The organism is Paracoccus litorisediminis (assembly GCF_009711205.1).
Taxonomy (GTDB): Bacteria; Pseudomonadota; Alphaproteobacteria; order Rhodobacterales; family Rhodobacteraceae; genus Paracoccus; species Paracoccus litorisediminis.
The window spans coordinates 1-17,003 of the sequence record NZ_WMIG01000040.1; the positions used below are offsets into that span (position 1 = coordinate 1).

General features: G+C 61.6%; 15 protein-coding genes and 1 pseudogene. 2 read left to right on the forward strand and 14 right to left on the reverse strand.

Annotation, left to right across the window (positions count from 1 at the left end; translation table 11 throughout):
• Positions 1 to 55: 55 nt before the first annotated feature.
• The 14 genes from GL300_RS25355 to gltX all read right to left on the reverse strand — a co-directional run bounded on the left by GL300_RS25355 (position 56) and on the right by gltX (position 13,377).
• The gene (locus GL300_RS25355) at positions 56 to 382 is read right to left on the reverse strand and encodes a hypothetical protein (RefSeq protein WP_155042458.1); all 327 of its coding nucleotides are present in this window, start codon (positions 380 to 382) and stop codon (positions 56 to 58) included.
• A gap of 295 nt (positions 383 to 677) precedes the next feature.
• Positions 678 to 2,009, reverse strand: a complete 1,332-nt coding sequence (locus GL300_RS25360) for a glutamine synthetase family protein (RefSeq protein ID WP_155042459.1) — start codon at positions 2,007 to 2,009, stop codon at positions 678 to 680.
• A 3-nt stretch (positions 2,010 to 2,012) separates the two neighbouring features.
• Positions 2,013 to 2,840: an ABC transporter permease gene (locus GL300_RS25365; protein WP_155042460.1), complete on the reverse strand. Its 828-nt coding sequence runs from the start codon at positions 2,838 to 2,840 to the stop codon at positions 2,013 to 2,015.
• Positions 2,837 to 3,715: an ABC transporter permease gene (locus GL300_RS25370; protein ID WP_155042461.1), complete on the reverse strand. Its 879-nt coding sequence runs from the start codon at positions 3,713 to 3,715 to the stop codon at positions 2,837 to 2,839. Before GL300_RS25370 ends, GL300_RS25365 begins: the two co-directional genes overlap by 4 nt.
• A 64-nt stretch (positions 3,716 to 3,779) precedes the next feature.
• The gene (locus tag GL300_RS25375) at positions 3,780 to 4,508 is read right to left on the reverse strand and encodes a transporter substrate-binding domain-containing protein (protein WP_192338786.1); all 729 of its coding nucleotides are present in this window, start codon (positions 4,506 to 4,508) and stop codon (positions 3,780 to 3,782) included.
• A 22-nt stretch (positions 4,509 to 4,530) separates the two neighbouring features.
• On the reverse strand, positions 4,531 to 5,340 hold the full coding sequence (locus GL300_RS25380; protein WP_281353225.1) for an ABC transporter ATP-binding protein: 810 nt from the start codon (positions 5,338 to 5,340) through the stop codon (positions 4,531 to 4,533).
• An 80-nt stretch (positions 5,341 to 5,420) separates the two neighbouring features.
• Positions 5,421 to 5,882: a tellurite resistance TerB family protein gene (locus tag GL300_RS25385; protein WP_155042462.1), complete on the reverse strand. Its 462-nt coding sequence runs from the start codon at positions 5,880 to 5,882 to the stop codon at positions 5,421 to 5,423.
• Between the two features lie 103 nt (positions 5,883 to 5,985).
• Positions 5,986 to 6,894, reverse strand: a complete 909-nt coding sequence (gene ppk2, locus GL300_RS25390) for a polyphosphate kinase 2 (protein ID WP_155042463.1) — start codon at positions 6,892 to 6,894, stop codon at positions 5,986 to 5,988.
• Between the two features lie 66 nt (positions 6,895 to 6,960).
• Complete coding sequence (locus GL300_RS25395; protein WP_155042464.1) at positions 6,961 to 7,410, reverse strand: hypothetical protein; 450 nt, start codon at positions 7,408 to 7,410, stop codon at positions 6,961 to 6,963.
• Between the two features lie 47 nt (positions 7,411 to 7,457).
• Positions 7,458 to 9,101 carry a CTP synthase gene (gene pyrG, locus GL300_RS25400; protein WP_155042465.1) on the reverse strand — a complete coding sequence of 548 codons (1,644 nt, stop codon included), beginning with the start codon at positions 9,099 to 9,101 and terminating at the stop codon, positions 7,458 to 7,460.
• A 145-nt stretch (positions 9,102 to 9,246) separates the two neighbouring features.
• Positions 9,247 to 9,738 (reverse strand): preprotein translocase subunit SecG, encoded by a 492-nt coding sequence (gene secG / locus GL300_RS25405; RefSeq protein WP_343043226.1) that lies wholly within the window; start codon positions 9,736 to 9,738, stop codon positions 9,247 to 9,249.
• Between the two features lie 135 nt (positions 9,739 to 9,873).
• Complete coding sequence (locus GL300_RS25410; RefSeq protein WP_155042467.1) at positions 9,874 to 10,527, reverse strand: SDR family NAD(P)-dependent oxidoreductase; 654 nt, start codon at positions 10,525 to 10,527, stop codon at positions 9,874 to 9,876.
• A 99-nt stretch (positions 10,528 to 10,626) separates the two neighbouring features.
• The gene (gene gltA, locus GL300_RS25415) at positions 10,627 to 11,919 is read right to left on the reverse strand and encodes a citrate synthase (RefSeq protein WP_155042468.1); all 1,293 of its coding nucleotides are present in this window, start codon (positions 11,917 to 11,919) and stop codon (positions 10,627 to 10,629) included.
• A gap of 51 nt (positions 11,920 to 11,970) precedes the next feature.
• Positions 11,971 to 13,377 carry a glutamate--tRNA ligase gene (gene gltX, locus GL300_RS25420; RefSeq protein ID WP_155042469.1) on the reverse strand — a complete coding sequence of 469 codons (1,407 nt, stop codon included), beginning with the start codon at positions 13,375 to 13,377 and terminating at the stop codon, positions 11,971 to 11,973.
• 127 nt (positions 13,378 to 13,504) lie between these two features.
• Here gltX and GL300_RS25425 point away from each other — a divergent pair, with 127 nt between their 5' ends.
• The gene (locus GL300_RS25425; RefSeq protein WP_155042472.1) at positions 13,505 to 15,670 is read left to right on the forward strand and encodes a ComEC/Rec2 family competence protein; all 2,166 of its coding nucleotides are present in this window, start codon (positions 13,505 to 13,507) and stop codon (positions 15,668 to 15,670) included.
• Between the two features lie 624 nt (positions 15,671 to 16,294).
• Positions 16,295 to 17,003 (forward strand): annotated as a pseudogene (locus GL300_RS25430) (transposase); the annotation flags it as partial.

Consider the following 17,003-nt stretch of genomic DNA (forward strand, 5'->3'; position numbering starts at 1 on the left):
GAAAAGAGACCATCCAGAACCGCCGCTTGAACCATCAGCGTCAGGCGGCATAATCTCAAACCGGTGCGCCAGGACCCTCTCGTCCAAAATCAGGCCGCCTGTTCCAAATCATTCGACGACGGACAAGGTGGCTCAGCCCAGTGGCTGCTTCGCGCAGGTCCAGCAGGCGCTTGACGCGGCGGCTGACCTTGCGCCGCTCGCGGTCACTCAGGGCAAGGGGCAGGCAAGGCGCGTGCTCATCATTCTCGTCGCTTGCGGGAATAACGGCTGAGAGGTCGGCCACGCGCAACCTGCGCAATCGGGCGACCAGGCGGTCCTCGATCGCGCGCTGGGTTTCGTCGGGATCGAAGAACCGGGCTTCGATGAAGGGAATGCAGGTCATGAGGGTTCCTTGACCGATCGCCGCGACGATGCATGGCCAAGCGGACGGACCGTCGGCGGCGTGTTGAATTCAGAAACCCGGGTTGGCGGAGGGGATGAAGCGGAGCGGCGCAGAGGTCAAGGGCATGGCCCAAATGGTAACGAGCGGCGTCGCTACGCCGCTCGCGTTCTTGACAAAAGATCCAATCAATTGAATTTATTCAAAAAATATTGAATTTGGCTTTCCAATGGCAGTTTTATGGTTGCCATAAAGGAAGCAAATCCGGCCGAAAGGAAGTTTTATAGTGGCCGGAACATCAGACCGTATCCAGATACAACTCGACCGTTTCATCGTCGGAAAGCTCGGCCATGTAATGCAGTTCCTGACGCTTGGTCATCACGAAGTTTTCGATCAGATGCGAGGGGAAGATGCGCTTGATCTGGGGGCAAGTGTCAAAGGCGTCGATGGCCTCGCCCCAGGTGGTGGGCAGTTGGGCGAGGCCTTGTTCATAGGCGTTGCCTTGGATTGCGGGCGCGGGCTCGATGCGGTCCTCGAGGCCGTTCAGAGCGGCCCCCAATACGGCTGCAACGGTCAGGTAGGGGTTTACGTCTCCGCCAGCCACGCGATGCTCGATCCGGCGGGCCTTGGGGCCGGAGGACGGAATGCGGATCGCCGAGGTGCGGTTTTCGTAGGCCCAGCCGATGCCGGTCGGGGCATGGGCATTCGGGACCAACCGGTCGTAGCTGTTCTCATGCGGGGCGAACAGCAGGGTCGAGCCGGGCATGGCGGCCAGACAGCCCGCAACGGCGTGGCGCAGACGCTCGGAGCCCTCGTCGCCACCATTGTCGAAGATATTGTCGCCGTTCTGATCCAGAATCGAGAAATGCATATGCATGCCCGAGCCGTTCCAGCTCTCATAGGGCTTGGCCATGAACGATCCGGCAAAGCCGTAGCGGCGCGCCAGACCCTTGACCAGCAGCTTGAACAGCCACGCATCATCGGCCGCCTTCAGCGGGTCGGGTTGATGCATCAGGTTGATCTCGAACTGGCCGGGCGCTGCTTCGGAGATCGCGGTATCGGCGGGAATGTCCATCGCCTCGCAGGCGTCGTATAGCGCGGTGAAGAAGCGGTCGAAGGCGTCGAGGGCGCGAAGCGACAGCGTCTCGGCCCCGGTGCGGCGCTTGCCCGAGCGCGGGCTGGGCGGCACGCGCAGCTGCCCGCCGGAATCGTCGATAAGGAAGAACTCAAGCTCGGTCGCGACGACGGGGGTCAGGCCGGCGGCCTTGTAGCGTTCGACCACCTTGGCCAGCGCCTGACGCGGATCGCCCTCATAGGGGCGGCCATCGGGGTGGAACATCCACAGCGGCAGCAACCCGGTCGGGGCGTCCAGCCACGGCATCGGCATGAAGCCGCGCTCGGTCGGAAGCAGCAACCCGTCCGGATCGCCCGCCTGAAACACCAGCGGGCTGTCTTCGACATCCTCGCCCCAGATGTCCATGTTCAGGACCGAGAAGGGGAACTTCGTCCCCTCGGTCAGCAGCTTGTTGGCAAATCGCGCCGGGATCCGCTTGCCACGGGCGACGCCATTCAGATCGGCGGCGGCCACGCGGATGGTCTTGACTTCGGGATGGTCGTGCAACCAGTCCATAATTCACCTGAGGAGATTGGGCCGGTAGCGGATTTTCCGCGCCGCGCCGGGCAAGTGGCGGTTCAGCCGCCTGTTGACGACCCCGAACAGCCCGATCAGGCAGAGGGTCAGAAGGATGAAGTAACCCGCGACGATCGGATAGGCGACGAAGGGGTTGAAGGTCTTGTCGGCGAAGTAGCTGGCGTAATACAGGCTGTCGCCCTGCTGCTGGAAGGCCGGGAAGCTGGAGAAGAAGACCAGCGTCGTGGCATGGAACAGGAAGATCGCCTCATTCGTATAGGCGGGCCATGCCAGCCGCATGGCGGTCGGCCAGACAACGCGGCGATAGCGCGTCCAGCCCGCCATGCCATAGGCGTCTGCGGCCTCAAGTTCGCCCTTGGGGACGTTGCGCAGCGCGCCATAGAAGATCTCGGCCGAGTAGGCGGCGGTGTTCAGGATCAACACGATCAGCGCCCCGGCCCAGGCGCGGGTCAACCAGCTGGTCTGGACGGTGATCCCGAAGACGTCGATCCCGGCGCGGGGCAACTGCACCAGCGCCTCATAGGCGACGAAGAACTGGATGAACAGCGGACTGCCGCGAAACAGGAAGATGAACCATTCCGCAGGTTTACGCAGCCATGCTGGTCCGCTCAGCTTGGCCACGGCCAGCGCATTGGCAAAGAAGAAGCCCACGAACAGCGCGAGCGCGCCGAAATAGATGTTCCAGATCAAGCCCGAGCCGATCAGCGTGAACTGCTGGCACAGGGTGAAATCGGAACGGGGCAGCAGGCGTTCACCGATGCCGATGGCGCGCAGCCCGTAATCATGCAGGGTTTGCAGGCACTGGCTCATGATGCGGCCTTTCGCATGGCCTCACCGGCCATGGTGGCCTGACCCGAAGACAGCCGCGCACGGATGCGGTCAAAGAAGCGCTCGGACCCCCAGGTCATCAGCAGATAGAACACGAGAATTCCCAGGAAGTAATAGATGCGCCAATCAGGGTGCGGATAGGCATAGGCGCTGGTTTTTGAGCCGCCCAGCTCGCGCGCCCAATAGACGATATCCTCGACGCCAAGGACGAACAGCAGCGGCGTCGCCTTGATCAGGATCATCCACAGGTTGGCAAGGCCGGGCAGGGCATAGGTCCACATCTGCGGGATCAGGATGCGCCGGTTCACCTGACGCGGGCTCATGCCATAGGCTTCGGCGGTTTCAAGCTGCGCCTTGGGCACGGCGTTCATCGCGCCATACAGCACGTTCGCGGCAAAGGCCCCAAACACAATGGCAAAGGCGATCACCGCCAGAAAGACGCCATAGCTTTGATGCACCCATTCCGGCGCGGTCGACAGTGGCAGCTTGGCCGCCGGGCAGACGACAAAGTCATTGCCCTGCCGGATCGGCACGCTGGGATCGCAATAGGCCTTGGCGCGCAGCCATTCGAATGCCTGATCCAGCGCGATCGGCACGAACAGGAAGAAGATGATGTCGGGCACGCCCCGAACCATTGAGGTATAGGTCTTGCCGAACCAGCGCAGCGGCGCAATGCGCGAGCGCGAGGCCAGCGCGCCGCCGAAACCGAACAGCAGCGCGACCGGGGCGGTGATCGCCAGAAGCAGGATCACCGTTCCGAATGAAAGATAAAACAGCATGTGCTTGCCTGAGGTCAGGTAGCACATAAGCCATGCAAGCCCTTCGAGCGTCTTGGGGTCGGCGCAGCTGGCGAACATCGGGCACTCCAATCGGGTCTGCGCGGCAAGTGTCGCGCAGACCTGTCCTTACATCGTTGACAGCTTAGAACTGCAGGGCCTTATCGCCGAACCATTTCTTCAGCAGGGCGTTCAGCGAACCGTCGGCCTTCATCGACTCGATGGCGGTGTTGAACTTGGCTTTCAGCTCGGTGTCGGATTTGCGCACGCCCATGCCGATGCCTTCGCCCAGCTTGACGGTGTCATGACCTTCGACCCAGACCAGCTCGCCATTCGATTCCGCTTGGGCCGGGGCAAGGAAGTCCTTGTCGGCAAAGACGGCATCGGCCTCGCCATTGCGGACGGCGGCGATGGTTTCCTCGCCGGTGGCGAATTCCAGCAGGGTCGCGCCGGTCGAGGCGACGTGGCTGGCCTGAATGGTGTTGGTCTGCGCCGCGACCACGCCGCCTTCGATATCGGCATCGGGTTTCAGCGCCATATAGGCCGACGGCATCGGCGGGGTGTAGGGATCGGTAAAGTCGATCGCCTTCTTGCGCTCTTCGTTGATGTTCATGCCAGCCATGATGGTGTCATAGTTCGAGCTGACAAGGTTCGGGATGATCGAATCCCAGTCGTTCTTGACCCAGGTGCATTCCAGTCCGGCGCGTTTGCACAGCTCGTTGCCAAGCTCGATTTCCAGCCCGTCCAGCTCGCCCTTGTCGTTGACGAAGTTGTAGGGAGGGTAGGCGCCTTCGGTTGCCATGCGCACAGTCTGCGCCATGCCCATTCCGGCGGTCAGGGCCAGCGCGGCCGCTGCAAGCATCAGTTTTTTCACTGTTATAACTCCTGTTGGACTATTAACTGGCCATCGTTGCGCTAAGGAACTGGCGCAGACGTTCGGACCGCGGCGCGCCGAAAAGCTGCGCGGGCGGTCCCTGTTCCTCGATCCGGCCTTGATGGAGGAAGACGACATGGTCGCTGACATCCGCGGCAAGGCGCATGTCATGGGTGACCAGAAGCATGGTGCGATGTTCGGCGGCCAGGTCCTTGATGACGCGGACGACCTCTTGCTGCAATTCGGGGTCAAGCGCGCTGGTCGGCTCATCCAGAAGCAGGGCTTTCGGCTCCATGCACAGGGCGCGGGCAATGGCGGCACGCTGCTGCTGGCCGCCCGAAAGCTGGGCGGGCCAGGCGTCGGCCTTATCGCCGATGCCGACCTTGGCCAGCAATTCGCGGGCGCGGGCCTCGACCTTGGCGGGATCGCGCTTCAGGACATGGAGCGGTGCTTCCATGACGTTCTGCAGGATGGTCAGGTGGGACCACAGGTTGAACTGCTGGAAGACCATCGACAGGTTGGTGCGCAGCCGCGTCACCTGCGCGCGATCGGCGGGGATGCGACCCATGCCCTCGCCGCGCCAGCGCACCGGCTCGCCCTCAAAGATGATCTCGCCCTGCTGGCTGTCCTCAAGCAGGTTGCAGCAGCGCAGAAGTGTGGATTTCCCCGACCCGGAAGAGCCGATCAGGCTGACGACATGGCCGCGCTCGGCCACCAGATCGACGCCGCGAATGACTTCGAGCTGGCCGTAAGCCTTGTGGAGGTTTCGGATCTCGATGACCGGTGTGGTGCCTTGGCTCATATTCGGAGAGGTGGTTGTATCTTGGCTCATAAAGTCAATGAGGCGTCATAAAAGGGGCGTTTGCAACGATTTCCTGCCTGCCAAGAAAGACAGGGAGGCGGCGTGCCCTGCTATTGACCTGAAATTCCCAGATCGTCCAGCACGCGTTGCCGGACCAAAGCTGAATCGCGATCGTTGACGCCAAGCAGGCCCGAGACCAGCCGAATCATGCTTTCTTCTTCGGCACCGCGATTGCCATCGGCATAGGCGACTTCCCAAAGAGCGGCGATGACCGAATGGCGGTCGTCAAAGGCGACGCGTTCCTTGATCGAGCGGGTGAAGCGGACGGTATCGGGGGCCTCGGCCTCAATCATCTCGGCGGCGGCGCGCAGTTCTGCGGCTTCGGCATGGCCCAGACCGCGGCGGCGCGCCAGCACGGTTTCGATCCGCTGCTTTTCGACGGTGCTGTAGCGGTCATCGGCGCGGGCGATCCTGACCAGCAAAGCCGCGATGGCGACTTCCGCGTCTTCCGACGGGAGAGAGGCCGGGTCGGCATTATCCAGAAAGAGGCGGCTGAGCAGATTTCGAAACATGGGGCCAGTCTAGTGCAGGAACAGCTCAAGCTAAAGATAATAAAGCATTGCTAACGATTCCCGCGCAGGGTGTCGCGGCCCCGGAAAAGGACCGCGAAACAGGTCAGTAAAGCTGCGGGACGTAAAGCTCGGGTGGCAGGACGTCGCGTTCGTAATCGGGATTGAAGACCCGGTCGGGCAGGCTGACATGGTCATGGGGAACGTCGCCATAAGGGAACTGCCCCAGAAGGTGGTTGATGCAGTTCAGCCTTGCGCGCTTCTTGTCATTGCCGGGGACGATATACCACGGAGCCTCGGGGATGTTGGTACGCTCCAGCATCTCTTCTTTGGCATAGGTGTAATCCTCCCAGCGGACGCGCGATTGCAGATCCATGGGCGAGAGTTTCCACTGTTTCAGCGGATCGTGGATGCGCATCAGAAAGCGCATCTGCTGTTCCTCATCGGTGATCGAGAACCAGTATTTGACCAGCCGGATGCCCGAGCGGACCAGCATCCGTTCGAATTCCGGCACATCGTCAAAGAATTGCTGGACCTGACTGTCGGTGGCAAAGCCCATCACGCGCTCGACACCGGCGCGGTTGTACCAGCTGCGGTCGAACAGGACGATTTCGCCGCCGGCGGGCAGGTGCGAGACATAGCGCTGGAAATACCATTGCGTCTTTTCGCGGTCCGACGGCGCAGGCAGGGCCACCACGCGGCAGACGCGCGGGTTCAGGCGTTGGGTGATGCGCTTGATCGCGCCGCCCTTTCCGGCGCTGTCGCGGCCCTCAAAGATCACCACGACCTTTTCCTTGTGGTAGCTGACCCAGTCCTGCAGGCGGATCAGCTCGGATTGAAGGCGCAGAAGCTCGCTGAAATATTCCGGGCGCGGCATCTGGCTGGGGTGCTTGTCGCGATAGATGCGCGCGATTTCGCGCGACAGGACGGCATCCTCAAGCTCGATTTCGTAATCCTCATCGAGCGTGTCCTGCAACTCGGCGCGCAGCCAGTCGTTCGGGCTCTCGTCCTTCATCTCGGTCTCCTTGGTCGATACGCGCGATCTAGCGGAGCGATGTGACAGTTGCGTGAAGCTTAGACGTCAGAACAGGTTGGAGCAGGCCCTAATGATACCAAAGGCAAAACCGCCGCCCTGTGCATCGGCCACGGTGCCGCACCATTTTCCCTGGCTGGAAAACAGGCTTTTGCTGCCTTTCGGGCGATAGGCGACGCGTTTGCCGTTTATGTCGAACAGGTTCAGCGTGCCGACGCCGCTTGGCGCATAATAGCCTACGACCGATCCGTCCGAGATAAAGATCACGCGCTTTTCATTCGCCGGATTGCGCGGCGAATTGGCGTAGCTTGACGAGCTATTCGCGGAATTGGCGGCGGAGTTCGCCGCAGAGTTCGGAGAGTTCGCCTGCCTGCCGGGTGAATTCTTGGGCGCGCCCGGACCAAGGTCAAAGGGCAGGCTGGACTGTTCGATCACGAACAGCGGCGCGTCGGCCCAGACGGGGCCGGCGCAGAAAGCAAGGATCAGGGCAAGGCGCATGTCGGGACCATTCATCGGGTCCCGACATCATGGCGCGGATGACCGGATCAGACCAGCCGTTCGTTGTCCATCGCGGCGCGCACGAAGCCTGCGAACAGCGGTGCGGGCTCGAAGGGCTTGGATTTCAGCTCGGGGTGGGACTGGACGCCGATGAACCACGGGTGGTCGTGATATTCGACGACCTCGGGCAGGCGGCCATCGGGCGACATGCCCGAGAAGTTCAGCCCGGCATCCTCAAGCTGGGTGCGGTATTTCGCGTCGACCTCGTAGCGGTGACGGTGGCGATCCTCGATCTCCAGCGCGCCGTCATAGATCTCCGAGATTTTCGAGCCCGGGGTCAGCACGGCGGTATAGGCGCCAAGGCGCATGGTGCCGCCCTTGTCATCCGACAGCTTGCGCTGGACGGTGTAATTGCCCTGCACCCATTCCTTGAGGTGATAGACGACCGGGGTAAAGCGGGTTTCGCCGGCTTCGTGGTCGAATTCCTCGGAACCTGCGTCGGGCATGTCGGCCAGATTGCGCGCGGCTTCGATCACCGCCATCTGCATGCCAAGGCAGATGCCCAGATAGGGGACTTTTTTCTCACGGGCATATTTCGCGGCGGCGACCATGCCTTCGGTGCCACGCTCGCCAAAGCCGCCCGGCACGATGATGCCGTTGAAGCCGTCAAGCAGATGCGCGCCTTCGCCTTCCAATTGCTCACTGTCGACCCATTCGGTCCGAACACGGACGCGATTGGCCATGCCGCCATGGGTCAGCGCTTCCGAGATCGACTTATAGGCGTCCTCAAGCTGGGTGTATTTGCCGACGATGGCGACCTTGACCACGCCTTCGGCATTGGTCAGGCGGTCCATCACGTCTTCCCAGCGGGTCAGGTCCGGGCGCGGGGCCGGGCTGATCTGGAAGGCGTCCAGCACGGCCTGATCCAGACCGGCGCGGTGATAGGCCAGCGGGGCCTCATAGATGGATTTCAGGTCATAGGCCGGGATGACGGCATCGGGGCGCACGTTACAGAACAGCGCGATCTTGGCGCGTTCCTTTTCCGGGATCGGATGCTCGCTGCGGCAGACCAGCACGTCGGGTTGCAACCCGATCGAGCGCAGTTCCTTGACGCTGTGCTGCGTGGGCTTGGTCTTCAACTCGCCCGAGGCCGCCAGATAGGGCAGCAGGGTCAGGTGCATGAAGACGCATTGGCCGCGCGCACGCTCCTGCGCGAATTGGCGGATGGCTTCAAAGAAGGGCAGCCCCTCGATATCGCCGACGGTGCCGCCGATCTCGCACAGCATGAAGTCGACCTCATCCTCGCCAACCGAGAGGAAGTCTTTGATTTCGTTGGTGACGTGCGGAATGACCTGAATGGTCTTGCCCAGATAGGCACCGCGGCGTTCCTTTTCCAGAACGTTGGAATAGATGCGGCCCGAGCTGACCGAGTCCGTCTTGCGCGCCGAGACGCCGGTGAAGCGTTCGTAATGGCCAAGGTCAAGATCGGTTTCCGCGCCGTCATCGGTGACGAAGACCTCGCCATGTTCAAAAGGCGACATCGTGCCGGGATCGACGTTCAGGTAAGGGTCAAGCTTGCGCAAACGGACCGTATAGCCGCGTGCCTGGAGAAGCGCTCCCAGCGCCGCCGATGCCAGCCCTTTGCCAAGCGAAGAAACCACACCGCCGGTGATGAAGATGTAACGCGCCATCGAGGCCCCCGTGAGTTCAAAAAATAGAAAACGCGGCCCGAATCTGGCCGGCTCACGGGACTCAATTTATAACTGATAAGTCCTGTGGCCGCAACGGACCGCTAGCTGTCGTGGAGGGGTGCGCGAGGCACCCCAATGTGTAGTATCAGTTGGTTTTTGCCGGAGCTTCAGTCGCCGGAGCGGGCTGGGCAGGGGCAACCGCCGGGGCAACAGCCGCGGGCGGGGTGACGGGCGAGGTCGTCGCCGCGCCGGTGTCGGCCGGGGCCGCCGCGCCACCCGGAACGGGCGGCAGGATGGGCTGACCGGCTGCGGGCGGCGGCGTGTAGTCACCGATGCCCGGAAGGTTGGTCGCGGGCTCTTCGTTCTGAGCGCCGCCGATGTTCAGCTGGTCGACGATCGACCCACCCGAGGAATTGCGCGCGGCAATGACGGTCAGGGTCAGCGAGGTGACCAGGAAGGCACCGGCAAGGATCCAGGTCGCGCGCGACAGGGCGTTCGCGGCTTGGCGGCCGGTCATCACACCGCTGCCACCTCCGCTGCCCATGCCAAGGCCGCCGCCTTCGGACCGTTGCAGCAGCACGACCCCGATCAGCAGGACAGCAAGGATCAGATGCACGGTAAGGACGACGTTTTCCACCACGGGGCCTTTCATTCTGCGACGCGCCTATCTAGTCACCAGCGCCACGATTGGCAAGCGGGCGGATGGGGTCGCGGGTTCTTCGGTTAAGGCCGACGGCGATTTCAGACGAAATGCCGCAAGCCGGGAGTTTGGTTAAAGGATCGCTGACAGGATGCGCTCGGCCTCGGCCTTGCACGGGGACAGGCGGGCGCGGTCCTCTCCGGGAAAGAATCGTGCGCGGGTCGCGGTCGGCATCGGGGCGGGGGCGGCGATGACGACACGGGGGCCGACATTTTCGTTCTCGGCCTGCCAGCTACGCGCCAGCGCGATCTGGGCGGCCTTGGTCGCACCGTAGCTGCCAAAGAATTTTTGCCCGGCGCGAGGATCGTCAAAAAAAACGGCCTGCCCCTTACGGGCGCGCAACAGAGGCTCGAACAGTGCGATCAGACCCCGCGTCGCCACGATGTTCAGATCGACCGATTTCTGGAAGTCTTTGGCATCGACATGCCCTGCCGGGGCCAGCGGTGCGGCGTGGACGGCGGTATGCGCCCACATGTCCAGGCCCCCCCAGCGCTCCATGACGGCCTGAGCCAGCTTCACCATCGGCTCGGGCTGGCCCACATCCATCGGTGCCAGCGTGGCGCTGCCGCCTGCGCGGCGGATGCGGTCGTCCAGTTCCTCAAGCGCCCCGGTCGTGCGGGCCACTGCAAGGATGTGCCAGCCGCGCGCGGCAAGCTGTTCTGCCATTGCGGCGCCAAGGCCGCGCGAGGCGCCGGTGATCAGCGCGATTTTGGATGCGTCACTCATGGCAGATGGTGTGGCATTGGCGCGGGTCTCGTGCAAGTGGCTGAAAACGCGAAACGGCCCCGGAGATGATCCGGGGCCGTCTGTATTCGATCGGGCTGATCAGCGCTTGCCCAGGTCGACGTAATCGCGCTTGTCGGCGCCGACATAAAGCTGGCGCGGGCGACCAATCTTGTTCTGCGGGTCGCCGATCATCTCTTTCCACTGCGAGATCCAGCCGACAGTGCGCGACAGCGCAAAGATCGGCGTGAACATCGAGGTCGGGAAGCCCATCGCTTCCAGGATGATGCCCGAATAGAAGTCGACGTTCGGATACAGCTTTTTCGAGACGAAATATTCATCCTCAAGCGCGATCCGCTCAAGCTCCTTGGCAACCTGCAGCGTCGGGTTGTTGTGGACGCCCAGCAGATCCAGAACCTCGTCCGCCGATTCCTTCATGACCTTCGCCCGCGGGTCGAAGTTCTTGTAGACGCGGTGGCCGAAGCCCATCAGACGGAACGGATCGTTCTTGTCCTTGGCCTTGGCGATGTATTCCGGGATGCGGTCGACGGTGCCGATCTCGCGCAGCATTTCCAGGCAGGCCTGGTTCGCGCCGCCATGGGCAGGGCCCCACAGGCAGGCGATGCCGGCGGCGATGCAGGCGAACGGGTTCGCGCCCGAGGAACCGGCCAGACGCACGGTCGAGGTCGAGGCATTCTGCTCGTGATCGGCATGCAGCGTGAAGATGCGGTCCATCGCGCGAGCCAGTGCGGGATCGACGTGGTAGGGCTCGGCCGGAACGGCGAAGCACATATGCAGGAAGTTCGCTGCATAGTCCAAGTCGTTGCGCGGATAGACGAAGGGCTGGCCGATCGAATATTTATAGGCCATGGCCGCAATCGTCGGCAGCTTCGCGATCAGGCGAACCGAGGCGATCTCGCGCTGCAGCGGGTCCGAAATGTCGGTCGAGTCGTGATAGAAGGCCGACATCGCGCCGACGACGCCCACCATGGTCGCCATCGGATGCGCATCGCGACGGAAACCACGGAAGAAGTTGTGCATCTGCTCATGCACCATGGTGTGGCGCGTGACGCGGGTCTCGAAGTCCTTCATCTGGTCTTCGGTCGGCAGCTCACCGTAAAGCAGCAGGTAGCAGACTTCGAGGTAGTGCGACTTGGCCGCCAGTTGCTCGATCGGATAGCCGCGATACCACAGCTCGCCCTTGTCGCCATCGATATAGGTGATGGTCGAGTCGCAGGACGCGGTCGAGGTGAAGCCGGGGTCATAGGTGAAGACATCCGCCTGACCATAAAGCTTTCGGATGTCCAGGACATCCGGTCCTGCCGTCGGGCTCAGGATCGGAAGCTCGATCTCTTTTCCCTCGACGAGCAGTTTTGCGGATTTGCTATCTGCCATTTCCCTCTCTCCTTCTACACTCTCCGGTTGGGACCGGATGGTTGCGGGCGTTCAGCCCGCGTGATCCTGCAACCGGGCCAGGGTCTCCTCCCGGCCAAGCGCCAACATCATATCAAATACGCTCGGGGTCGAGCTGCGGCCGGCAAGGGCAGCGCGCAGGGGTGCCGCGATCTTGCCAAGACCCAGCCCGTGCGACTCGCCAATTTCCTTGGTGGCCGCCTCGAGGTCGTCGCGTGTCCAGCTAACATGCTGCAATGCGGCAGTCAATTCGCCCAGTATACCACGGGATACCGTATCGAGTGACGTTGCGGCTTTTTCCTCGACGGTGACGGGACGTTCGATCAGCGCGAAATGGCCCTGTTCCAGCAGCGCGGGCAGGGTCTTGGCCTTGGCTTTCAGCGCGCCAAGTGCCGGGGTCAGCCGAGCAATCTGCACTGCATTCAGCGCAGGGGCTGCCGTTTCCGCAAGATATCCCTCGATTTCGCGCATCAGGTCCGAGTCGTTCATCCCGGCGATATGATAACCGCTGACATGTTCCAGTTTTTTGAAGTCCAGCCGGGCAGGGGCCTTGCCGATACCCGACAGGTCAAACCACTCTTTCGCCTGCGCGTCACCGAACAATTCGTCGTCGCCATGGCTCCAGCCGAGGCGCGCCAGATAATTGCGCATGGCGGCTGCCGGATAGCCACTTGCCGCATATTCGTGCAGTCCGACGGCGCCGTGCCGCTTGGATAGCTTTTTGCCGTCCGGGCCATGGATCAGCGGGATATGGGCAAAGACCGGAATCTCCCATCCCATGGCCTGATAGATCTGGATCTGACGCGCGGCATTGGTCAGGTGATCGTCGCCCCGGATGATATGGGTCACGCCCATGTCGTGATCGTCCACGACCACCGCATGCATATAGGTCGGCGTTCCGTCCGAACGCAGCAGGATCATGTCGTCCAGCTGGTCATTGCCAAAGGTCACGTCGCCCTGCACCGCGTCACGGACCACGGTCTGCCCCTCGCGCGGGGCGCGCAGGCGGATGACATAGGGCGCATCGGGATGAGTCGCGGGATCGCTGTCGCGCCAGGGCGACAGGAAAAGTGTCGAGCGACCCTCGGCCCGCGCGGCCTCGCGGAAAGCCTCGATTTCCTCGGGGGTCGAGAAGCATTTATAGGCAGTGCCGTTGGCCAGCATCTCGCGCGCGACTTCGGCGTGGCGCTCGCGGCCCTCGAACTGGCTGACCGGCTCGCCGTCCCAATCGAGGCCAAGCCAGGTCAGACCCTTCAGGATCGCCTCGGTCGCTTCGGGGGTGGAACGTGTGCGGTCGGTATCCTCGATGCGCAGCAGGAACTTACCGCCACGGCCGCGTGCGTAGAGCCAGTTGAACAATGCCGTTCGCGCGCCCCCGATATGCAGGTAGCCGGTGGGCGAGGGGGCGAAGCGGGTCACGACAGGGCGGGAATCGGTCATAGCAGGGCCAGTCATTCAAGAAACATGGGAATTTGGCGGCCGCCGTTAATCGTTTCGAAACGGATGGCACGCCAATCTTGGCGACAGAGATACGCAAGCTGTCGAACAAGGACAAGTTTCTGTGGACATGGCCGTCGATACAGTTCCGCCCGGCGGATGGAAGGAACAGCGTCGGGCCGCCCGCGTCAGCTTTGACCGCGCCATTGCACTGCGGCGCAGCCCGGTCTCGATTCGCGCGGGCATGCTGCCATGGGTGCCGTTCTGGATGGCGCTTGGCATCGGGGGATGGTTCAGTATTCCGTTCGAGCCGGGCGTCTGGCTCTATTCCGGGATGGTGCTGGTCGCCGTTGTCATGCTGGCCCTGCTTTTGCGGTTGGGCAGGCTGGCCTCGACCGGACGGATTGGCTGGAGCGTGGTTGATCAACTTCGCATCCTTTGCCTTGCCGTTCTGCTGATCGTGATGGGTGGGGGGCTTGCCGGCCTGCGCTCGCATCTGGTCGCGGCACCCATTCTGGATTTCCGCTATTATGGCCCGGTCGAGGGCAGGGTGATCAAGATCGACCGTTCGGCGCGCGACCGTCTTCGTCTGACGCTGGATCAGGTGGTTCTGGACGATGTACGTCCCGACCGTTTGCCGGAACGGGTGCGGATTTCGCTGTTCCAGCCCGATCCTCTGCCAATTCCCGGTCAACGGGTGATGCTGACCGCGCATCTTGGACCGCCCCCCGGTCCGGCAGAGCCCGGTGGCTTCGACTTCCGTCGTATGGCCTGGTTCGAGCGTCTGGGTGCGATTGGCTATTCCCGCAATGTTGTCATGACCGTTGAGCCCGCCCGCTCGGGCGGTGCGCTGGCGCTTCACCGGCTGCGCATGCGACTGTCCGCGGCGATTGCGGACAGTATCGGCGGTCAGGCCGGGGCGGTATCTGCAGCGATGATGACGGGGGACCGCTCGGGCATTGCCGAGAAGACGAATGAGGTGATGCGGGCGTCGAACCTCTATCACATCGTGTCGATTTCCGGCCTGCATATGAGCATGCTTGCCGGGTTCGTCTATGCCACGTTGCGGGTCATCGGGACTGCGATCTTGGGTCTTTTGGGACGCGGCAGCGGCCGAGTACACAAGTTCGCAGCGGTCTGCGCGCTTTTCGCCGCGGCGTTCTATTTGTGGCTGTCGGGCGGTGATGTGGCGACGACGCGATCATTCATCATGGTGGCGGTCATGCTGGTGGCCATTATTGCTGACCGACGCGCGATCTCGCTGCGGACCGTCGCGGTGGCCGCAATCGTCATTCTGGCACTCACTCCCGAGGCGCTTCTGAGCGCTGGATTCCAGATGAGCTTTGCCGCGACCGTCGCGCTGGTTCTGGTAAGTGGCCCTTGGCAACGTGTTTCGTCCAAATGGCCATTTTGGCTCAAGCCCATCGCGATGCTGCTGCTCTCGTCACTCGTGGCCAGCATGGCGACGTCGCCTTTGGCGGCTGCTCATTTCGGGCGCATTGCCCATTACGGCATCCTTGCAAACCTGCTGGTCGTTCCGGTCATCGGCATCCTGGTCATGCCCATGGGCGCCATTGCCGCCGTTCTGGGCCTGATCGGATTGGAGGGCGCCCCGCTGTGGTTCATGGGACTTGGCACACGGTGGATGCTGTCCATAGCCGAGTATATTTCAAGCCTGCACGGGGCGACGACCCTCCTCCCGCGGCCGCCGAACAGCGTAGTGCCGCTTCTGGGTGTCGGTGCATGCCTGATGTTTCTTGGCGCGGTTCAAGCGCTGAAAGCCAGCAAGCGACTAGAGATGACACGCCGCGCATTGGGGGTAGCATGTGTGATCGCAGCATTGACGATCTGGGTGATCGATGAACGTCCGACCATCCTGATTTCGGCGGATGGTGATGCGGTCGGCATCATGACCGACCAAGGAAGATCGATCTCTAAACCTAAAGGCGGGGCATTTGTCGTCGCAGAGTGGCTTGAAGCGGACGGGGACAGCGCCACACAGGAATCGGCTGCAGCCAGGCCCGCATGGAGCGGACCCAATAATGCAAGGACAGCAATTATTCGCACGCCCGCAGGAGTGCGAAAAATCCATCACATTACGGGTGCAAGTGCGCCGGGAATGGTGGATAAACTATGCGTCGAAAATGCTGTCATTGTGTCAAGCGAAGTTCTTTCAAAGAAAATTAACAATTCCAATGAGTGTGTAATTATTGATAGTAGTGGTGACTTAATAGAATTGTGGTTGATCGATTTGAGTAATTACTTAACTTCGGAAATTCAACTCATGAGGAATTAATTAATGTAGTGAGCGAGCTGTTTTTAGTTATCAGCAATCCGCGATGAGACGTATTGCAACCACTTACCTTTGGTCTCATGGCCCGTAATTTTTAATTAACGCCTTGATTCAGGCTCGGTTAGGAACCTGGCTATAAGCAACATGCTCTGGCTGGCCAAGGGTCAGACGGGTGACTGACTTCCTCTTCCCGAAGATTCATGGGTGCCCGCGTTTCGATGATCGGCCCGGGTAAACCGGACACTCTATTGGCGCTGGCGACGACCGCGAAGGCATAATCCTACCGGCAAACGGATGTCGATTGCTAAACTTAACAGCGTTAGAGGTTCGGAGAAAAAGATCGGCGAGCGATTGCGCAGCGGGGGGTGGCCGATTGTCGTAACATAACATGTCGCACACGGTTTTGCGCTCGGCGGCAATGGTTGCTAAGATCGGCGATCTTGGGGAACTTTGCATAGTGAATGTAGGGCAGCAGTTGCAGGAAGGCGTACTTTTCGATCAGCTTTACGAATTGCGTCCTTGCGTAGTGAACTGTCGCGGTCATTATGATCTGATCCCCGGAAACTGGACCGTTTGAAGCTGGAGTTTTCGGCTAACCTTCCCCGGCTGGGACAGGAGCTGAAAACGATGAAGGCATCGAAGTTCACGGAAGCGCAGAAGGCGTTCATTCTGAAGCAGGGCGAGGAAGGCACATCAGTTGCCGAGATTTGTCGGAAGGCCGGGATCGGCCAGTCGACCTATTTTGCCTGGAAGAAGAAGTATGGCGGGCTGCTGCCCGACGAGATGCGGCGGTTGAAGCAGCTTGAGGACGAGAACGCGCGGCTGAAACGGATCGTGGCGGACCTGACGCTCGACCGGCAGATGTTGCAGGACGTCGTTCGGCGAAAGCTCTGAAGCCGGCGCGGTCGCGTGAACTGGTTCGCGGGATGTGTGCAGACTGGGCGGTCTCGATCCGCAGGGCATGTGGGGCCTTGCGATTTGACTGCTCGAGCTACCACTACAAATCCCGCCGCACCGATCCGGCAGAGCTGAAACGGCGGATCAGGGAGATCTGTGAGACGCGTGTGCGCTATGGCTACCGCCGCGTTTACGTTGTCCTCGACCGGGAAGGCTGGGAGGTCAGCATTAAGATGGTCTATAACGTTTACAGGGCCTTGGGACTGCAGCTACGGAATAAAACCCCAAAACGGCGTGTGAAGGCGAAGCTGCGCGATGATCGCGCTGATGCCGTTGGGCCGAACGATGTCTGGGCAATGGATTTTGTCCATGACCAGTTGGCTCTGGGCAAGAAGCTGCGGATCCTGACTATTGTCGATACGCATTCCCGCTATTGCCC